Here is an 18249-nt window from a genome sequence, read left to right as displayed (position 1 = left end):
ACCGGGGTCAGCCCCAGTACTCAATGTGGGGGTCCGTAGCCGTCAGCGGGTACCAGCCCTCCACAGCCGCCCTCTCTTCCGGGAGGATCTGGGGACGGCGGGTCGAGGACTCGCGGTGGACCATCCTCACGCTGTTGACGCACACCACGCTGCCACCCCGGGCCACCATGCGCAGGCACAGGTCGATGTCGTTGAAGTTCAGCGGCAGTCTCTCGTCCATGCCACCCACGGCCTCAAAGTCCTCCCGACGGCACATGAGGCAGGCACCGGTCACCGCCAGGTACTCCACGTCCGCCTGGGCCATGGGGTGGGAGGTCCTGTCCTCCTCGAAGACCCGGGGATGCATCGGCAGCCCCCCGGGGGGGCACACCACTCCAAGGTGCTGGATCCTGCCATCTCCCAGCAGCAGGCGGGCACCGACCACGGCGGTGCCCGGACGCTCCAGGACCCCCAGCATCTGGTCCAGCCAGCCGCCGTGGCACGGCTCGACGTCGTCGTTGAGCAGAAGAAGGACCTCCCCGCGTGAGGCAGCGGCGCCAGCGTTGACAGCAGCAGAGAAGTTAAAGGGCCCCCGGGTGGTCACCACCCGCAACGTCCCCGGCCACAGGCTCCGGCACCGTTCCACGGACCGGGAGTCGGCCTGGTCGTCCACGACCAGGACCACCTCGCAACGCCGAGGGCCGACAGTGACCAGGATCCCTGTCAGCAGGCACTCCACGAGCGTACGCACGGTACCGTCCTCCAGCTCACGGCGGGAGAAGGCGGTCGGGACGATGACAGAGACCAGGTGGGCCTTCGTGGTACGGGCACGCACCTGCGGCATGCCTGTCGGACCCGCGCTGACCAGCTCGGCGCTCCTGCCCGCACGGGCGAGGTGAGCCTGGACGGTGGTGACGCGGTCAGCCAGGCCTCCGGCGCGCACCGGGGTGGCCTGGTTGACCGCCACGACCGGGCAGTGGTCGGCGCCAGCAGCCGCGTCAACCAGGCGCAGCTGCATGTCCCACTCACTGAGTGGCTCCTGGAGGGCGGTGTCCACCACCTGGGCCAGCACCGAGGCCTCCACCAGCATGAGACGCCCGGTGTAGGGGAACTGCTCGAACAGGGCAGGGGACCAGCGCTGGCACCGGCGGATCTGGCCGTCCTCGATCCGGTCGGCGGTCACCAGGCGGACCCTGCGCGCCCGGGCGAACTCCTCCAGAGCGCGCAGCGCACCCGGCTCAAGCGTGTCACCCGCACGCAGCAGCAGGGCGTAGTCAGTCTCTACCCGGTCCGCACACCCCCACCACGACCCCACGAGCAGACGGTCCCCGTCGGAGGCAACTTGGCGAAAGCTCTCCACGGTCGCCCCGGTGGGACCTTCCGGCCTCTCCCGCCTTGCGTCCCAGACGCCGTCGGCGACAATGACGGTGACACCACTCATGACCTCAGCCCCTCAACCGACGTAGGAGCGCCGCCGCACGCCTTTTCAGACCGCCCAGGGGCAGCCTCCTCAGCGTCTGCGGGGCCGCGATCGCCCGCACGGCACTGACTGCGGATGGCTGACGGGCCTCCAGGCGGGCGTGCGCCTCAGCCAGGCGCTTCTCGTTGTCCTGGATACGGGCAGCCTGGTCCTCAATGATCCCAGCGCGCACCACAGCCGCCGCCTGGAGGGAGACCACCTGGGCACGCAGCTCATCGCACCGTCTCTCCAGGGCCTCCAGCGCCCTGGCGGGAGGGGCAGCCCCTGTAGCACCGTCAGCACCGCCACCGCTCAGCCCGCTGCCTGCCTGCCCCACAGTACCCGGGGAGTCCTGCAGATCGAGAGGATGCCGGGCGGGTACGTCCGAGTCGCTGTAGCTCATGGCCCCAGCATAGGGCCGTAGGGGCAGCGGGGAAGCCCGTCTGCAGCAGTCGGCGGCGACCACTTTGGCCGCAGGGGAGACCGACGGAGCCCAGCAGAGACGCCCGGAGCGCCCCCCAGAAGGACACCCGGAGAGGCGCTCAGAGGTGCCCGAGGAGCATGGGCGTGAGCGGCTGCGTCAGGACGGCTGGGACCCAGCGGTCAGAGGTGCCCGAGGAGCATGGACCAGCAGGCAGGTACGGGTACCGGTAGCATCAGCCCCATGCGGATCGCCCAGGTTTCTGCCCACTATCCCCCGAACTTCGTCTCCGGGGGCACTCTCGTGCCGCAGAGGATAGCGCGCCTGACAGCCGCGCAGGGCCACGACTCCTTCGTCTATGCCGGCTACCTGGACGACCGACGCCGTCCCCTGGAGACCTGGACCGAGACCGACGAGGCCGGGGTGGCGGTGACCTGGCTGGTCACGACTCCGTGGACGGGCTGGGACGACCCGTTCAACTACGACAACCCCGGTGCGGCTCAGGCCTTCGCCCGGTGGCTGGAGGGGGTCCGGCCTGACGTGGTGCACGTCCACTCCCTGCAGACTCTCGGGGTCGGGCTCGTGGAGGCGGCCAGGGCGTCGGGCGCCCGGGTCGTGCTGACCATGCACGACTTCTGGTGGTTCTGCTCCCGGCAGTTCCTGGTCGATCACCAGATGCACCCCTGCTCCCTGGTCGTAGAGTGCGGCTCCTGCGACTGCGACTCCCACCCGCGCCTGCGGGGACGGCGCGAGCGGCTTCGCCGAGCCCTGGAGGCTGTGGACCTCGTCCTGGCGCCCTCCCACTCAGCGGCACGGGTGCTGGTCGCCAACGGCGTGGACCCGGACAGGGTGCGGGTCAACGAGAACGGCCTGCCTGACGCCCAGCTGGAGCGCCTCGGAGCCTCGCCCCGGCCACGAGTCGGCACGGGGCCGCTGCGGGTCATGTACGCGGGCGGGGACCAGGAGATGAAGGGCATCGACGTCCTGACCCGTAGCGCCCGGCTGGTCGGTGAGCACAGCGGGCTGCTCCTGGACGCCTACGGGGTCAGGAGGACCCGCCCAGGCCTGCCCTCCTGGTTCCGCCCCCGCCCGTCCTTCAGCCCCGACAGCCTCCTGGAGGTCCTGGGCGACCACGACCTGCTGGTCCTGCCCTCCGTCATGCGCGAGTCCCACTCCATCCTCACCCGCGAGGCACTGGCCGCCGGCCTGGGCGTGGTGTGCACCGACACCCTCGGGCCGGAGGAGGCCGTGGCCGAGGGGGTCAACGGCCACGTCGTCCCGGCCGGGGACGCCCAGGCCCTGGCGGAGGTGCTGCACCGTCTCGCCCAGGACCCGGCGCGGGCACGGAGGCTGACCGGTCAGGGCGCCGCCTCGCCGATCCGCTCCTTCACCCAGCAGGGGGGCGAGCTGCTCAGCATCTACGAGGAGGTGCGCGACGACGCCTTCGGCTCCCCCGAGGCGGTGCGCGAGCCGGAGGAGCACCGTGACATCGCACGGGCACAGGCCCAGCTCCTGCGGCGGGTGCTCTTCATCGTCGGTATCGATGGCGCGCCACTGCGCTACCGCGCCTACCTTCCCGCCGAGGCGCTGCGGATGCGAGGCCACGAGGTCGAGGTGCGCCACTACCGCGACCCGCGCCTTCGTGAGGAGGTCCTCCAGGCGGACGCCGTCGTGCTGTACAGGGTGCCGGCGACCACGCAGGTGCTGGACCTTGTCACCGCAGTCAAGGAGCGCCCGGGAGCGGTCCCGGTCCTCTACGACGTTGACGACCTCATCTTCGACCCCTCCCTGCGCGGCCAGCTCAAGGGACTGGAGGGCCTGTCCGCCCGGGAGGAGCGGCTGTGGTGGCACGGTGTCGAGCGCTACCGCACCACCCTGGAAGCCTGTGACGGGTTTATCGGCTCAACCGAGGTGCTGTGCCAGGAGGCGACCCGACTGGCCCACCTCCCCGCCTACCGTTACGCCAACGGGGTGGGAGCCCTCCTGGCCCGGGCCTCGGACAGGGTGATCCGGGAGGACGACATGGCAGCACGGGGAGCCCGCACTCCTCCGGCGCGCGTCGTGTCGGCTCGCGCCATGAGGGGGATACCCGGGGCCACAGGCGCGCAGGCTGTCGGTAGCGCCGAGCAGGACAGGAGCGGTGCGGGCAGCGAGGACAACGCAGACCGTGGGAGCAGCGAGACCACCGTCTCTATCGGGTACTTCTCCGGAACGACGACGCACGACGCGGACTGGGCGGCGGTAGAGCCCGCAGTGGTCGCTGTCATGAGGCGCCACCCGCACGTCCGGCTCGTCCTGGGCGGCCACCTCCGCCCGACCAAGGCCCTCTCGCCACTGGCCGAGCGAGTCTCCACGGTCCCCTTCACCTCCTGGCTGGAGCTGCCACGGGTGCTGCGGGACACCGACATCTGCCTGGCGCCCCTGACGGGGGACTCGGTGTTCAACGAGGCCAAGTCGGCTATCAAGTGGCTGGAGGCCGCACTGGTGGGCCGCCCGGTTGTCGCGGCTGCCACGGGTCCCTTTCAGGAGGTGGTCGAGCACGGCCGCACCGGGATGCTGGCCACGACCACCGAGCAGTGGGAGGAGGCCCTGGAGGAGCTGATCGGCTCCCAGGCCCTGCGCTCCCGGATGGGGGCGATGGCGCGGCGGGAAGCCCTGCTGGAGCTGTCACCGTTGACCCAGGGCCGCGCCTACGAGAAGATCCTGGTCCAGGCCGCGCTGCGCCTGCGCCTGGAGGGCCGTCGGCAGCCCTCCTCCTGGGTCCCTGTGGCAGATGACGAGCCTTTCGCCGCAGCCCCCATCGCCCTGGACCCCTACGGTGAGGACCAGGCCCCCGCAGCTGTGCCCGCCCCGGCTGCCGCCGCCCGCGCCAGCCGGCTCCTGTGGCAGGCCAGGGCCGTGGCCCGCACGGAGGGGACTGGCACCGTGGTGAGGCTCGCTGCCACACACGTCGCCAGGCGCACCGCCCGGGGCCTGGCCCGCTACCTGCGCAGCTAGCCTCTGTCCGTGGGTGCCGGGCACCCCGGCACCCACCCAGCTGACCGCCTGTCGAGGCAGGGAGGCGTCGTCGATGTAGTCGGGAGCGGCTGCCGACGGGCCGGGAACATAAGTGGTCGCGGCGCCTCACGATGGATGTCACACCGTTACGGCAGGATGGCTGTGTGACGCTTCATCCTGTCCCTGCTCCTGCCCCCCCGGTCCCCGAGGACCCCGCTCGTGCGCTCGCCCTCCTCCTTGAGGAGGGCGTGACATGGGGTGACTCCTCGCAGTGGCTGCCGGTGCTGCCCGAGGGCAGTGTCGACCTGTTCTTCACCTCCCCGCCCTATGCCGACCAACGGGCCTACAGCCGTGTGCACCCTGACCGCTACGTCGAGTGGTTCCTGCCCTTCGCCCGGTCGATGTACAAGGCCACGAGCGAGACGGGCTCACTCGTCATCAACATCAAGAACCGCGTCGCCAAGGACGGGCCGCTCAAGGGGCAGCGTCACCCCTACGTGTTCCAGCTCGTCCTGGCCCTCCAGAACATGGGCTGGCGGTGGATCGAGGAGTACATCTGGTCCAAGCCCAACGCGATCCCCGGCAGGTTCGGCCCCCGCACAAAGGACGCCTTCGAGCACGTGTTCCACTTCGCACGCGGTCCCAGGCCCTACTTCGACCTCGACGCGGTCCGTGTGCCCTACAAGACGACACCTGAGGAGATCAGGCGGCGCAGGCAGGACACCCGTGGCCGTCGCTCCACCGAGGCAGGGTTCGGCCGCAACCGGGTGACAACCTATGCCCACGGCGGAGCCGATCCCGGTAACGTCATCCCGGTGAGTCAGACCTACAACCAGCACCGGGGCGTCACCCACACGGCCCCCATGCCCGAGGGCCTGGCCGAGTTCTTCGTCAAGGCCATGACGCCTGGCAACGGCGTCGTCATCGACCCCTTCGCCGGCAGCGGCACGACGGCAGTCGTCGCCCGGCGCCTGGGGCGTCAGGCCGGAGGGCTGGAGCTGCATGAGCAGTACGCGCTGGCCGCCCGCGAGCGTATTGCCGCTGATGCGACGCTCCTCACCCCGGTACAGGCAGGCTAGAGCATGGCAACCGTCGAGGAGACCGTCAACGCGATCATCAGCACCGGTTCATGGGACGAACGTGTGGCGCAGATGCGTCTGGTCGCCCAACGGCACGGCACAGCCGAGCACACCAAGATCTACGCCGAGGTAGCCAACCAGGTCTACGTTCCTCATCTCGCACCGGACTTCGCCTACGTCCACTCCATGGACTTCTACGAGCTGTCCACCTTCCAAGCCAGCTACCGCGCGACCCTAGAAGCCACGCAGGGCTTTACTGACATGAGTCAGGAGACGGTGACACACGCACTCCTTGACCAGCCCCGCTCGCTGCTGACCTTCCGCACAGTTCTGGGACTGCTCACCAAGGAGCTGGCAAGCGCGACAACGCTCGTCAGCTCCTCGTCGTCACCCAGGAGAGTCTCGCCCGGTGTCATCGAGGGGATGGAGCGTCACGGCACCAGGCCGTCGGAGGACACTGCCATGACGCTGGCCCTGACGCTTGTCAAGGCTATGGACGGCACGCTGTTCGGGGACCCGCCGGACGGCCTGCGAACCAAGCAGGACAAATTCGACACCCGCGACGGCTGGGCCACCGCGGCAGCGCTGGCCCGCGACGGCGTGCCCTACGAGGTCTTTCTGCACCAGCGCCACTACGGCGGGCACTTCCGGCAGCTTCTCGACGCCACGTCGACACAGCGCGGGAACATCCTTGAGGACGCTGTCGAGGACCTGTTCCTCGCCCACGGTATTCCCCATATCCGTACGGGTTCGCACAACCAGGCAGAGATCGCCGAACATTTTGAGATTCACGTCGCACCTGCGCCCGACTTCGTGGTCTACGACCAGTCGCACACCCTGCGAGCCATGCTTGAGTGCAAGCTCACCAGCGACGGCGGTACCGCACGCGACAAGGCGCACCGCTTTGAGCGTCTACGCGCTGAGTCCGTCCGTCTCGGCGGAGTCCCCCTGGTGGGTGTGCTTGCCGGACTGGGGTGGACACGCGTCAACGACACCCTGGGGCCAGTCATCCGGGACACCGACGGGCGGGTCTTCACTCTGTCAGACCTCACGCAGATGCTCTCCGTCTCCCCCTTCCCACAGCTGATCGGCGCAGCACCTGCCTAGGACGTCTGCCTAGGTCTGCCCTGGCACCCGGACTCAGCGCCGCGCGCCAGGTTCAGGACGGACGGGCTCCACCCCGTCCCCGCAGCCCGTCCACCAGCCCGTGGGCCAGTGCTGAGACCCGCTGCCGACGACGGTCAGCCAGGACCGCGTTGAAGGCCGTGTACTTGGCCAGCCAGACCGTGTAGCCGACCCTCCACGCCACCGGGAGCAGGCCCGAGCGCAGCAGGATCAGCGTGTTGCGCACCAGGTAGTAGCTGCGCACAGGGGCGTGGACGTGTACCGGCTGACGACGCCCGGGCAGCCGGACCACCTCGTCACCCAGGCGGTGCGTCATCGGCGTGCCGGTGGCCACCACCAGGCGGTAGCCCGCGCGCCGCGCCCTCAGGCCCCACTCCAGGTCGACGTGGTCGATGAAGAGGTCCTCCCTCATGAGGCCGACGTGGTCCAGCGCCTCCACCGACACCAGGCACCCGGAGGCGATGAGGAAGGCGACCGTCAGGTAGGGCTCCTCCAGCTCCCCCGGCGTGGCTCGGCGCGGGCCCCAGCGCCGGGCCACGTAGACCAGCTGGTCACGACCCTGGCGGTCCTCCCCCACGAGGGGGCCTGCTGCCGCCACCCTGCGGCTGCTACCACCAGGGTCGTCCCGCTGGTCGGCTCTGAAGGCCGCCAGCAGCTGGTCCACCATGCCGGGAGAGGGGACCGAGTCGTGGTCTGACAGCAGGACCCAGCGTGCCCCCAGCTCGCGTGCCCGCACGATGCCGTGGTTCTGGGCAGCCGCGATCCCGAGGTTGTCCCCCATCTCCGCCAGGTGGGCGCCGGTACGCGCGCATGCCTCCCGCAGCGGCTGGAGCTCCCCGGGAGAGGAGCCGTTGTCCACCACGACAACCCACTGGCACTGGGCGGACAGGGCCGTCACCAGGTCGGCGCAGGAGGGTTCCGGGTGGTAGGTGACGACCACGGCGGCCACCTGGTTGGCCGGGACCTCCCCCGTCGGGCGCTCCCCGGTCATCGCCTCAGCCTCGACAGGCGCCACCGCACCTTGGCGGCCACCCCACGCGCCCCCGACGTCCTCAGGGTACGGGAGACAGCGCGCAGGTCCCGGCGCAGGGCCGTCAGCAGGGACACCTGTCCTGCGGGCCGGTAGGCGGCGACACGCTCGTGGTCGGCCGCCCTGTAGGGCTGGGCGCAGTAGCGGATGAGAGGCTGCAGCGTGCGCTGCCACGTGAGCCCCTGGGCCGCGTCCCTGACCGCCTCCCGCGCCGAGCGCGCTGCGGAGTCGTCAGTCAGGAGGGTGACGATGCTGCTGGCCAGGGCGTCCGTGTCACCCACGGGGACACTCGCCCCCAGGCCCTCGCGCTCCACCAGGGTCGCGAAGGAGTCCCCTGCCGAGCACACGATCGGCAGGCCCGCCCACAGGTAGTCCAGGATCCTGGTCCTGAAGGAGAAGGCGGTCTCAATGTGGTCAAAGTGGGTGGAGACCCCGACATCAGCGTCCATGAGGTAGTTGACCCGGTCCTCGTAGGCCACCCAGTCCTCGTGGAAGAACACTGTGGTCCCCGTCAGCCCGAGCCTGTCAGCCTCCTGACGGGTACGCACGGCCATGTCCATCTCCGGGACGTCCGGGTTAGGGTGCCTCATTCCCAGGAAGAAGAGCCTCACGTCAGGAACCTGGCGCCGCACCACGTCGATGGCTCTGACCACCGACAGCGGGTCGAACCAGTTGTAGACGCCTCCGCCCCAGATGACGACCGGGTCCTCAGCCCCGATCCCGGGCACGGCCCCCTTGACGGGGTGGCGGGTCTGGACCGCCTCGTCGTCGGAGGTGCCGAAGGCGACGACGTCGATCAGGCTGCGCAGCGAGGGGTCGGCGTCGTAGGTGAGAGGGTTGACCCGCCCCGAGCCCGCCAGGTGCCCCAGCCACAGGTCGCGCTGCTTCTCGGAGGCGCAGATGAAGAAGTCCCCCCGCAGGACCTGGGCGTCCAGCTCGAGCAGCGCCCGGGACAGGGCGGCGTCACGCTGGTCCAGCGGCTGGTACCTCTCCGCCTCCAGGGACTCCAGGTGAAAGGGGTCGTACAGGTCGATGACGATCTTCTGGGGGGCCTCGTGGAGCCAGGGGAAGGTCGCCGCGATATAGCCCTGGATCACCACGACGTCGGCGCCCTCGACCTCATGCCTGAAGCCGTCGACGTCGGTGCGCGCGGCCTGGAACCCCTCACCCTGGCGGTGGCAGGCAGCAAAGGTCAGCAGGCGCACCCGATGGCCCTGGGCAGCCAGGTGGGAGGAGATCTCCCAGGCCCGGATCGCCGGCCCGGCCATCTTCTCCCCGAGAGTGTCCAGGGTCGCCACCACGATCCGCTGGGAGATCCGCTGAGAGGCCTTCTGGGACCTCCCGCCGGACCTGTCGGCCCCCGGTGCCACCTCAGAGCTCATTCCTACCTCCTGTGCCTGCGCCCAAGGCCGAGACCGCCTCGGCAGCCGTACGCGTCTGCCCGCTCATCCTCCACCGGCCCGCCATGGACACCGGCCCGCCGGAGTCCCGGGGGTCGCTGGTGCCCACCTGCAGCCAGGCGATCTCCCGGACGAAGTCGAACACCTCCTCCGGCCCCGCCCCGAGCACACCGCCGTGCACCGCGTAGAGGCCCTCCTGGAGCGGCAGGTGGGGGATGACGAGGTCAACGCTGCCCCGCCCCTCCAGGTAGTCAGGGCTGAAGCCCTGGTCGCGGGAGAAGCTGGCCCACAGATAGCTGCCCTGCGCGCTGTCCATCGTGAGCCCCAGGCTGGGGCGCTCGACCCGCCTGGTGGCGTGGTAGTGCAGGCGCAGCACGACCTGGTCCCCTGAGGCCAGGCCCTCGGCGCCCACCGGGCCTCGGGGGCCGATGACCTCCACGCGCTCCACGACGACCTCACCCGTGCCCCAGCGGACCCGGCCGTTGTCGTCGGTACGGATATTGGTGCGCTCCGCGTCCGCGTACTGCTCCAGGACGACCCGGGCCGGGCCCACGGCCTTGAGACGGCCGTGGTCGAGGTAGGCCGCCTGGTCTGCCATGGACCGCAGCTGGGGCAGGGAGTGGGAGACCACGACGACGGTACGGCCCTCATCGCGCAGGTCGGCGAACTTCTGCGCGCACTTCTCCTGGAAGGAGGTGTCGCCCACGGCGAGGATCTCGTCCACCAGGAGGATCTCCGGCTCCGTGTGGATGGCCACCGAGAAGCCCAGGCGCACGTACATGCCCGAGGAGTAGTTCTTCACCGGCTGGTCGATGAAGGCCTCGACCCCGGAGAAGTCCACGATCTGGTCCAGCTTGGCATCGATCTCGCTCCTGGACATGCCCAGGATCGAGCCGTTGAGGTAGATGTTCTCCCGGCCGGAGAGCTCGGGGTGGAACCCGGAGCCGACCTCCAGCATCGCCGCCATCCGGCCCCGGCGGCGGATGGTCCCGGAGTCGGGCACCAGGATCCTGGCGATGCACTTGAGCAGGGTGGACTTGCCTGACCCGTTGTCACCCACCAGGGCGAAGGTGGACCCCTGGGGGATCTCCAGGCTCACGTCCTCCAGCGCCTGGAAGTCCTGGTAGGAGGAGGAACCGCGTCGCATGAGCGCGGACTTCAGCGTGTTGTTGCGCTCCCGGTAGACCCGGAACCTCTTGGACACAGCCTCCACGCTGACTGCGGCGGAGCCGACCGTCTCAGACATCGCAGACATCTCAGAGCACCTCCGCCAGACGGGACTGGTGGCGGTCGAACACCCGCCACCCGACGAGGAACACCCCCAGGGACAGGACCAGCACGACCAGGCTGGTGGACAGCGCGGGGAGCCGGTTGTCGTACAGCAGGTTCCTGAAGGCCAGGATGAAGTGGTAGAAGGGATTGAGCCGGTAGAGGTCGAACACCGTCATCCCCAGGAAGGACCCGGCGCCGCCCGAGACCTCCTGGACCATCGTGGCCGGGTAGATGATCGGGTTGGCGTAGAACCAGATCTGGAAGACGATACCCATAAGGTACTGCGTGTCGCGGAAGTGCACGTTGGCAATGGACAGCATCATCGCCACCCCCGTCGAGAACAGCGTGAGCAGGACCATGAGCACCATGACGGGCAGGACGTAGAGGTAGGGGGCGCCGCCCAGCAGGATGACGGCCACCACCAGGACCACCATCTCAATCGACCACGAGTAGAGCCACGCCAGGGAGTTGGAGACCAGCAGCGCCGAGCGGGGGAAGTAGACCTTCTTGATGAGGTTCTCGTTGCCGACCAGCGCCCCCATGCCGCCGTTGACCACGTTGGAGAAGAAGGACCACGGCAGCAGCCCGCACATGAGCCACAGGGCGAAGTAGTCCAGGCCTGAGGGGTCGCCTGGGGCGGGCTGGACGCGGATGACGATGCTGAAGACGAGGGAGTACACCACCATCAGCGCCAGCGGGTTGGCCAGCGACCACAGCTGCCCCAGGGCGGTCCTCTTGTACTTTCCCTTCACCTCACGCATCGTGAGGTTGTACAGGAGCTCTCGCGACTCCCGCAGGTCACTGATAATCGGCAAGGCACGTCCTTTGCTCAGGCTACGCAGTGGGCACGGTCCAGGCACCGTGGCAGGAGGGCTGACAGGACAGCGGCCCGGCTGGTGCGCCCCCACCATCATAGGCAGACCCGAGGGCACGCCCGTACAGGAGGTGGGGCACATCCCACCTGCGCCAGGTCCGCGCCCCTGCCCGGGGGCAGAAGCGCCGTCCTGTCCCGCTGCCCTACACTGTGGCAGCGACGGCCGGGGAGCGCTGCCCGGAACGCGGCCGCCGGGGCCGGTGCCCGGCTCGGGCAGCAGGCCCCCGTGCCCACACGCTCCCCGGGTCCGCTGTACCACGGCCCTCGCGTCCCGGCGTCCGCCCCTCCTACCGAACACAGGACACCATGAAGCTCTTTGTCCAGATCCCCTGCCTCAACGAGGAGAACACCCTCGGTATGGTGCTCGACACCATTCCGAGGCAGATCAACGGCGTTGACCAGGTCGAGGTCCTCGTCATCGACGACGGCTCCACCGACGCCACCGTGGAGGTGGCCCGCGCCCACGGCGTGCACCACCTGGTCCGCCACACCCGCAACATGGGACTGGCCCGCTCCTTCAGGGACGGTGTCGACTACGCCCTCGCCCACGGGGCCGACGTCGTCGTCAACACCGATGGTGACAACCAGTACAAGCAGGAGTACATCGGCGACCTGGTGGCACCCGTGGTCAGCGGCCAGGCCGACATCGCCATCGCCGACCGCCAGACCGCCCAGATCGCCCACTTCTCCTGGTTCAAGAAGCGTATGCAGCGGGTGGGCTCCCAGGTCGTCAACTACGCCGCCGGCACCACCCTGCCCGACGCCGCCTCGGGGTTCCGCGCCTACTCCAAGAGCGCCCTCATCAGGCTCAACGTGGTCACGCAGTTCTCCTACTGCATGGAGACCATCATCCAGGCGGGCAACAAGCGCCTGCGCATCGCGAGCGTGCCTATCACCACCAACCCCAAGACGCGCGAGTCGCGCCTGTTCACCAACATCTTCCAGCACATGGCCAAGTCCGGCTCGGCCATCGCCCGCTCCTACCTCATGTTCAAGCCGCACGCGGTCCTGGGGTGGCTGGCAGCCGTGCTGGGGGTCCTGGGGCTCGTCCCCTTCATCCGCTTCCTCGTGCTGTGGCTCATGGGACAGGCAGGAGGGCACGTCCAGTCCCTCATCTTCGGCGTCGCCATGCTCGTCGCCTCCCTGCTGAGCGTCGCCCTGCTGGTCATCGCCGACCTGCAGCGCACCAACCGTATCCTGGTCGAGGAGGCGCTGGAACGCCTGAAGAACCTGGAGTACGGACGGCCTGACACCGCAGTGCCCGGCCGCGCCGCCACCGAGGCCACCGCTGCTGCCACGACTGCTACCACCGCCCCAGCCCGCGCAGAGGACACCTCCACCAGCGCGGGCAGCAGCGGCACGGGCAGCCCAGCCAGCACAGGCGGCGCGGCCCCCGCCACGAGCACCGCCCAGCTCCCGGTGGGACGCTGATGCCTCCCGCCACAGGCGCGCCCAGGTGCGCACAGGGCGCGCAGGCAGCCGCTGAGACTGAGGGCACCGTCACGGATCCCGCCTCCCCCAGGACCCGGGTCCTGGGGTTCGGCACCTACGACGCCAGGACGCACCCTCGGGTCGCCGTGCTCCTGGACGGGCTGCGGGACAACGGGCTCACGGTGCGCGAGCTGGACCGGCCCCTCGGCCTGGGTACGGCGCAGCGAGTCGCTATCCTCCGACAACCCTGGCGGCTTCCCGTCCTCGCCGGGAGGCTGGCCGCCCGCTGGTCAGCCCTGGCGCTGGGCAGCCGCCGCTTCCGGGGTGCTCGAGCCCCCGACGTGCTGCTCGTGGGCTACATGGGGCACTTCGACGTCCTGCTGGCCAGGGTGCTGTACCCACGTACCACCATCGTCCTGGACCACCTGGTCTTCGCCTCGGGCACGGCCCGGGACCGGGGCGAGGGCGGCACGCGGGTGTGGCTGCTGGAGGGCCTGGACACCCTGGCCACCAAAACGGCCGACGTCGTCGTGGTGGACACCCACGAGCACGCGGCCCGCCTGGAGCCAGGTGCGCGTGCCCGCGCCGTCGTCGTCCCCGTGGGCGCCCCCCAGCAGTGGTACGACTCCGGCCAGCGCGCCCGGCAGCGTCGGCTCGCCCATGAGCAAGCGCCAGGCACCACCAGCACCACTACCCGCGCCACCGGCAGCACCACCGCCGACGGCAGTCTCCCGGCCGCCGTACCCGCCCGGCCGCTGTCGGTCGTCTTCTACGGGATGTTCACCCCACTCCAGGGCACGCCCACAATCGCACGCGCACTGCGGATCCTGGCCGACCGTGCCGACAACATACGTGCCACGCTCATCGGAACGGGGCAGGACCGCTGCGAGTGCGAGCGTGTCCTGCGTGGGGTAGAGACAGTGGAGTGGCACGACTGGGTGGAGCCTGCCCGTCTTCCCGACCTCGTCGCCCGCCACGACGTGTGCCTGGGGATCATGGGGACCACGAGCAAGGCACTCGACGTCGTCCCCAACAAGGTGTACCAGGGGATGGCTGCCGGGTGCGCGGTCGTCACCTCGGACACACCTCCCCAGCGACGGGCACTGGGCCAGGCGGCCGTGCTCGTGCCTCCCGGTAGTGCCGAGGCCCTCGCCCAGGCCCTGGAGAGGCTGGCCAGCAGCCCCCAGACCCTGGAGCAGGCCAGACGCCGGGCCACCGCCGCCGCCCAGGCCTTTACCCCGGTACGAGCCGTCCACCCCCTGGAGCACGTGCTCACCGTCCCCGGCGGCACCCGTCGGCGGGAGGTCTCATGAGGGCGGCGCTGCGGCTCCTGCGCTCCCCATGGGTGCGTACGGTCTTCCTCCTGACCGCCCTGGCCCTGGCCGTCTACGCCGTCACCTCCCAGTGGACGCAGGTGCGCGCCGCCATGTCGGGCATGAGCCTGTGGCTCCTGGGCGGTGCGCTGGCCGCCGGCCTGGCCTACGTGGTCCTGACCTGGCTGGCGTGGCGCTGCCTGCTGTCCGACATGGGGACCTCCCTGCCCCGCGGGCCGGCCTTCCGCGTGTTCTTCGTCTCCCAGCTGGGCAAGTACCTGCCCGGGGGGGTGTGGAACATCCTGGCTGCTGCCGAGCTGGGGGCGGACCACCAGGTCCCCCGACGCCGGTCCGTCTCAGTCATGGCTGTCAGCGTCGCCATGTCAACCGTGACGGGACTGGCTCTGGCGGTGGGAACTATGCACTTCGCTCCGCAGCAGGTCGCCGCCACCTACTCCTGGACCCTTGCCACACTGCCGACCCTGCTGATCCTGCTGGCCCCTCCACTCCTCAACCGCCTGCTGGGCGCCGCGCTGCGCCTGGCCGGACGCCCCCCGCTGGAGGGGGCGGTCAGCTGGACCGGGGTGCTGGCCTGTGCCGCCTGGACCCTCCTGGCCTGGGTGGCTGCCGGGCTGCAGGTGTTCCTCCTGGCCGTGGGCACCGGGATGCAGGCCAGCGCCTCCACGCTCGTGCTGTGCACCGGGGGCTACGCCCTGGCCTGGAGCGTCGGGTTCCTCGTGGTCCTTGTCCCCGCTGGAGCCGGGGTGCGCGAGGCGGTGCTCGCCCTGGTGCTGGCCGGGTCCCTGTCTAGCGGCGGCGTCGTGGTGGTCGTGCTGCTGTCACGCGTGGTGCTGACCGTGGCGGACGTGGCCCTGGGAGGCCTCGGCCTGCTTGCGGCGCGCACGCGCCGGGACCACCACCGGGACCACCGAGGTCACGGCGCGGGCCCGCCGTAGGAGGCTCGGCAGGCAGGCTGCGAGCACGACCACCCAGGAGAACCCGGTGACCAGCAGCCCCGCGACCAGCCACGGGGCGGTGTAGTCCAGGCGGATCGTGTGGCTGCCTGCCTGAGGGACGTAGACCGCCACAGCGGCGTTCTCCGCCCCCACCAGCTCGACCTGCCTGCCGTCCAGGGTCGCCTCCCAGCCTCCGTCGCGCAGGGGGTCAGCGATGACGACCCACCCGGGGCCGTCGGACTCCACGGTCAGCTCCACGGTGTCGGTGCCAAGGTCCTTCTCCGTGACGGTGGCCGAGGTCCCCTCCGTCGTGGCCTGGGCGTCAGAGGCGTCCTCCAGCACGACGGTGTCCTCGGCCAGCTCCCCCTCCTCCAGGACTGCCAGCCTCTCCTGCTCGTCCTCGACAACCGTCTGGGTCGAGGCCCAGCGCACCCGGTCCAGGGCGCTCAGCCGCTCCAGGACGACAGCGTCTCCGGCGTGGACGAGGCGCAGGCCGTCATCGAGAGGGCGGTAGGGGTCCAGCGCCAGGGCGCCGTCAGCCCGTGTCCCCAGGTCCAGGCTGCCCCCGGTCTCGGCAAGCGCCACCTCGGCGTGCCAGGACTGGTCGGCAGGAATGTCCTCCCCGGCCACGGCGACGTACCCGTCAAGACCCGGCGCCCCGTCGATGTCCGAGGTAGAGGTGGCCAGCACGCTGCCGTCGTCGTCGCTGACGATCCTGACCGTCAGCAGCCCGTCGTCCGTCTCCAGGGACTCGTATGAGGAGGCGGTGACGACGATCCCACGCACGGCTCCGGCGAAGGACCCTGAGGCCAGGACCGTCCCGTCGGCACGCAGCGTGGTCACCTCCGTCACAGCTGTCCCCTCCTCACGCTCACCCGGGAGGTACTCCGACATCGGGGCCACGACGTATCTGGCTGCGTAGCGGTCAAGGACCCCGCTGTCAACGCCGTCGAGCAACGAGCCCACGGGCAGCATGGAGTAGGTGGAAGTCTGGAAGAAGCCGTCCTCGACCTGGGACATGGTCTCGCGCCACTGCGGGGAGACGAAGGCGTGCCCGCTCAGCGCGCGCTGGCGGTAGAGGGTCGAGGTCCCCGGCATCATCGCGGTGTACACCGACACGTAGCGGTTACCGTCGAGCCTGTCCTCCAAGAGCTCGTGGGTCGGGGTCCTGGCGTAGAAGGTGTCGGAGTCGCTCAGCGGCCACCAGCGCCGGGCCGTGTCCACCGAGGTGAGGGTCGTCAGGACCAGGGCCACGACGACGGCGAGCACCGCCGTCCAGCGCCGGGGCAGCACCCAGGCCAGTGCCGCCGCCGCCGTGCAGACCGCCAGGAGCACCAACGCGGTCCCGATGAGCCGCCACGAGGCCTGCGCGTCCTGCGGGTCCCGGTAGCGCACAGCCAGGGCCACCATGACCCCCACCAGACCGACTGCCAGCACCAGCACGCCCCCGGCCACCACCCACGACCGGGCGGACCGGTCGGTTCCCCGCAGCCTGCGCAGCTGTGCCCTCAGGCCCTCGGCCTCGTAGACCGCCGCCAGACCGCACGCGGCCAGGACAGCCACCAGGAACCCCAGGACCGAGCGCATGCGTCCGATGGGGCTGCTTCCCACGCCCGGCACCTCCTGGAGCAGCCGTAGCAGCGGACCACCCAGGTAGACGGCGACCAGGAGCACGACAAGCGCGGTGACGAGGAAGGGCAGCACGCCCCGGGGAGGACGTCGTCGGGAGGTGACGAGCAGGGCTAGTGAGACCAGGACCAGGGCGGCAGCACCGACGTAGGAGAATCCCTCCACCGGGTGGGCCACCCACCGGCCGGTCTCGGCAGCGGGGTCGCCCAGCAGCGAGGGGACCAGCGCAGAGGCCAGGCTCTGCAGCGGCAGGGGCTGCGTGTTCTCAGCCGTGCGCGACTCGAAGTTGACGTAGTGGAGGCTCTGCCACACAAAGGGCAGCAGCTGGACGGCTGCCAGGCCAGCGCCCAGGAGGACACCCGCAGCGGACCTCAGCAGGCAGGCTGCCACCTGGGTCGGCCGCAGCCCCTGCGCCAGCGCCCGCACCAGGAGGTAGCCCACCGCCGTCAGGAGCGAGTAGACCACGATGGCAGGGAACCCTCCCAGCAGCATAGAGGCGATGATGAGGCCCCCAGGCAGCACGTCGCACCATCTCCGCTCCACCGCAAGCCTGTCCGTGGCCCAGAACAGCAGCGGGATCATCGCGGCGACCCTGGTCTGGGGCCAGCTGGTCCAGGCCACCATGAAGCCGCTGGTGGTGTAGATCAGGGTGGCCAGGGGCACCGTGAGCCGGGGCAGGCTCCAGCGTCGCCGCAGGAGGCCGTTCATCCCCAGGGCTACCGCCGCTACCTCCATGATCTTGACACCTGCGGTGGCTGCGGTCGGCGGCAGGACCCACCAGGGCAGGGACAGGGGGGACAGCAGCCCCGAGTTGGGCAGCGCCGCCAGCGTGGTCCCTCCGTTGGTGTAGGGGTCCCACAGGGGAATGTCCCCAGAGCGCACCGACTCCACGATGAGCACCGCCATCGGGGTGGCGGAGTCGATCGTGTCCCAGATGAGAGGGTTGGTGACCTCGTTGCCGTCGGCGACGGCCCAGGGGTCCATGACGCTCAGCAGGTCGGTGGCAAGAAAGACGCGCGAGGGCAGGAGCCCGGGGACGATGACCAGCACCAGGAAGACCAGCACCCCCAGCCAGCCCAGGGCGGCCAGGACGGTGTCTACCGCGTCAGCACCCAGACGGCCGCCTCCGGACCTCAGCCGGGACAGAGGAGGGCGCGTCCGGTGCACCAGACGTGCGAGGGGCGCGGGAGGCGCAGGACGCATCGAGAGGATCTCCTGGGGCTCAGAGGTGCCAGGCTCCGCGTACCCGGCACGGTGCGCGACCATCATGCCGCATCCGGGCAG

13 protein-coding genes are annotated in these 18249 nt (G+C 70.2%); 6 read left to right on the top strand and 7 right to left on the bottom strand.

Annotation, left to right across the window (positions count from 1 at the left end; genetic code table 11):
• Positions 1 to 7 precede the first annotated feature (7 nt).
• Together CWS50_RS02590 and CWS50_RS02585 are read right to left on the bottom strand one after the other, a co-directional pair.
• On the bottom strand, positions 8 to 1420 hold the full coding sequence (locus CWS50_RS02590) for a glycosyltransferase family 2 protein (RefSeq protein ID WP_127841544.1): 1413 nt from the start codon (positions 1418 to 1420) through the stop codon (positions 8 to 10).
• A gap of 4 nt (positions 1421 to 1424) precedes the next feature.
• Positions 1425 to 1841 (bottom strand): hypothetical protein, encoded by a 417-nt coding sequence (locus CWS50_RS02585; protein ID WP_127841543.1) that lies wholly within the window; start codon positions 1839 to 1841, stop codon positions 1425 to 1427.
• Between the two features lie 219 nt (positions 1842 to 2060).
• On the opposite strand from CWS50_RS02585, the gene CWS50_RS02580 reads away from it, so the two are divergent.
• The 3 genes from CWS50_RS02580 to CWS50_RS02570 all read left to right on the top strand — a co-directional run bounded on the left by CWS50_RS02580 (position 2061) and on the right by CWS50_RS02570 (position 7042).
• The gene (locus CWS50_RS02580; protein ID WP_127841542.1) at positions 2061 to 4856 is read left to right on the top strand and encodes a glycosyltransferase; all 2796 of its coding nucleotides are present in this window, start codon (positions 2061 to 2063) and stop codon (positions 4854 to 4856) included.
• 164 nt (positions 4857 to 5020) lie between these two features.
• Positions 5021 to 5935 carry a DNA-methyltransferase gene (locus CWS50_RS02575; RefSeq protein WP_206610457.1) on the top strand — a complete coding sequence of 305 codons (915 nt, stop codon included), beginning with the start codon at positions 5021 to 5023 and terminating at the stop codon, positions 5933 to 5935.
• A 3-nt stretch (positions 5936 to 5938) separates the two neighbouring features.
• The gene (locus CWS50_RS02570; RefSeq protein ID WP_127841540.1) at positions 5939 to 7042 is read left to right on the top strand and encodes a hypothetical protein; all 1104 of its coding nucleotides are present in this window, start codon (positions 5939 to 5941) and stop codon (positions 7040 to 7042) included.
• 52 nt (positions 7043 to 7094) lie between these two features.
• On the opposite strand, the gene CWS50_RS02565 is transcribed toward CWS50_RS02570, so the two are convergent.
• From CWS50_RS02565 to CWS50_RS02550, 4 genes are read right to left on the bottom strand one after another with little or no spacing between them, the layout of a single operon-like run.
• Positions 7095 to 8075 carry a glycosyltransferase family 2 protein gene (locus CWS50_RS02565; protein ID WP_243118424.1) on the bottom strand — a complete coding sequence of 327 codons (981 nt, stop codon included), beginning with the start codon at positions 8073 to 8075 and terminating at the stop codon, positions 7095 to 7097.
• Positions 8048 to 9472 (bottom strand): glycosyltransferase, encoded by a 1425-nt coding sequence (locus CWS50_RS02560; RefSeq protein WP_127841539.1) that lies wholly within the window; start codon positions 9470 to 9472, stop codon positions 8048 to 8050. Before CWS50_RS02560 ends, CWS50_RS02565 begins: the two co-directional genes overlap by 28 nt.
• Positions 9462 to 10745: an ABC transporter ATP-binding protein gene (locus CWS50_RS02555; protein WP_243118423.1), complete on the bottom strand. Its 1284-nt coding sequence runs from the start codon at positions 10743 to 10745 to the stop codon at positions 9462 to 9464. The genes CWS50_RS02560 and CWS50_RS02555 overlap by 11 nt, the downstream gene beginning before the upstream one ends.
• A gap of 1 nt (position 10746) precedes the next feature.
• A complete protein-coding gene (locus CWS50_RS02550) occupies positions 10747 to 11577 on the bottom strand; it encodes an ABC transporter permease (RefSeq protein WP_127841538.1) in 831 nt (276 codons plus the stop codon).
• Between the two features lie 365 nt (positions 11578 to 11942).
• On the opposite strand from CWS50_RS02550, the gene CWS50_RS02545 reads away from it, so the two are divergent.
• Genes CWS50_RS02545 through CWS50_RS02535 form a run of 3 tightly spaced genes read left to right on the top strand, consistent with a single transcriptional unit; the run spans position 11943 to position 15336 of the window.
• Positions 11943 to 13067: a glycosyltransferase family 2 protein gene (locus CWS50_RS02545; RefSeq protein WP_127841537.1), complete on the top strand. Its 1125-nt coding sequence runs from the start codon at positions 11943 to 11945 to the stop codon at positions 13065 to 13067.
• Entirely contained in the window at positions 13067 to 14380 is a 1314-nt protein-coding gene (locus CWS50_RS13155; RefSeq protein ID WP_206610456.1) for a glycosyltransferase family 4 protein, read from the top strand. The genes CWS50_RS02545 and CWS50_RS13155 overlap by 1 nt, the downstream gene beginning before the upstream one ends.
• Positions 14377 to 15336, top strand: coding sequence for a lysylphosphatidylglycerol synthase domain-containing protein (locus CWS50_RS02535; protein WP_127841536.1), 960 nt, complete (start codon positions 14377 to 14379; stop codon positions 15334 to 15336). Before CWS50_RS13155 ends, CWS50_RS02535 begins: the two co-directional genes overlap by 4 nt.
• Here CWS50_RS02535 and CWS50_RS02530 read toward each other — a convergent pair.
• Positions 15220 to 18234 carry a YfhO family protein gene (locus tag CWS50_RS02530; protein ID WP_127841535.1) on the bottom strand — a complete coding sequence of 1005 codons (3015 nt, stop codon included), beginning with the start codon at positions 18232 to 18234 and terminating at the stop codon, positions 15220 to 15222. The genes CWS50_RS02535 and CWS50_RS02530 overlap by 117 nt on opposite strands.
• Positions 18235 to 18249: the final 15 nt, after the last annotated feature.

The organism is Actinomyces wuliandei, from assembly GCF_004010955.1.
Classification (GTDB): domain Bacteria; phylum Actinomycetota; class Actinomycetes; order Actinomycetales; family Actinomycetaceae; genus Actinomyces; species Actinomyces wuliandei.
This window is presented reverse-complemented; position numbering and strand designations above follow the sequence as displayed.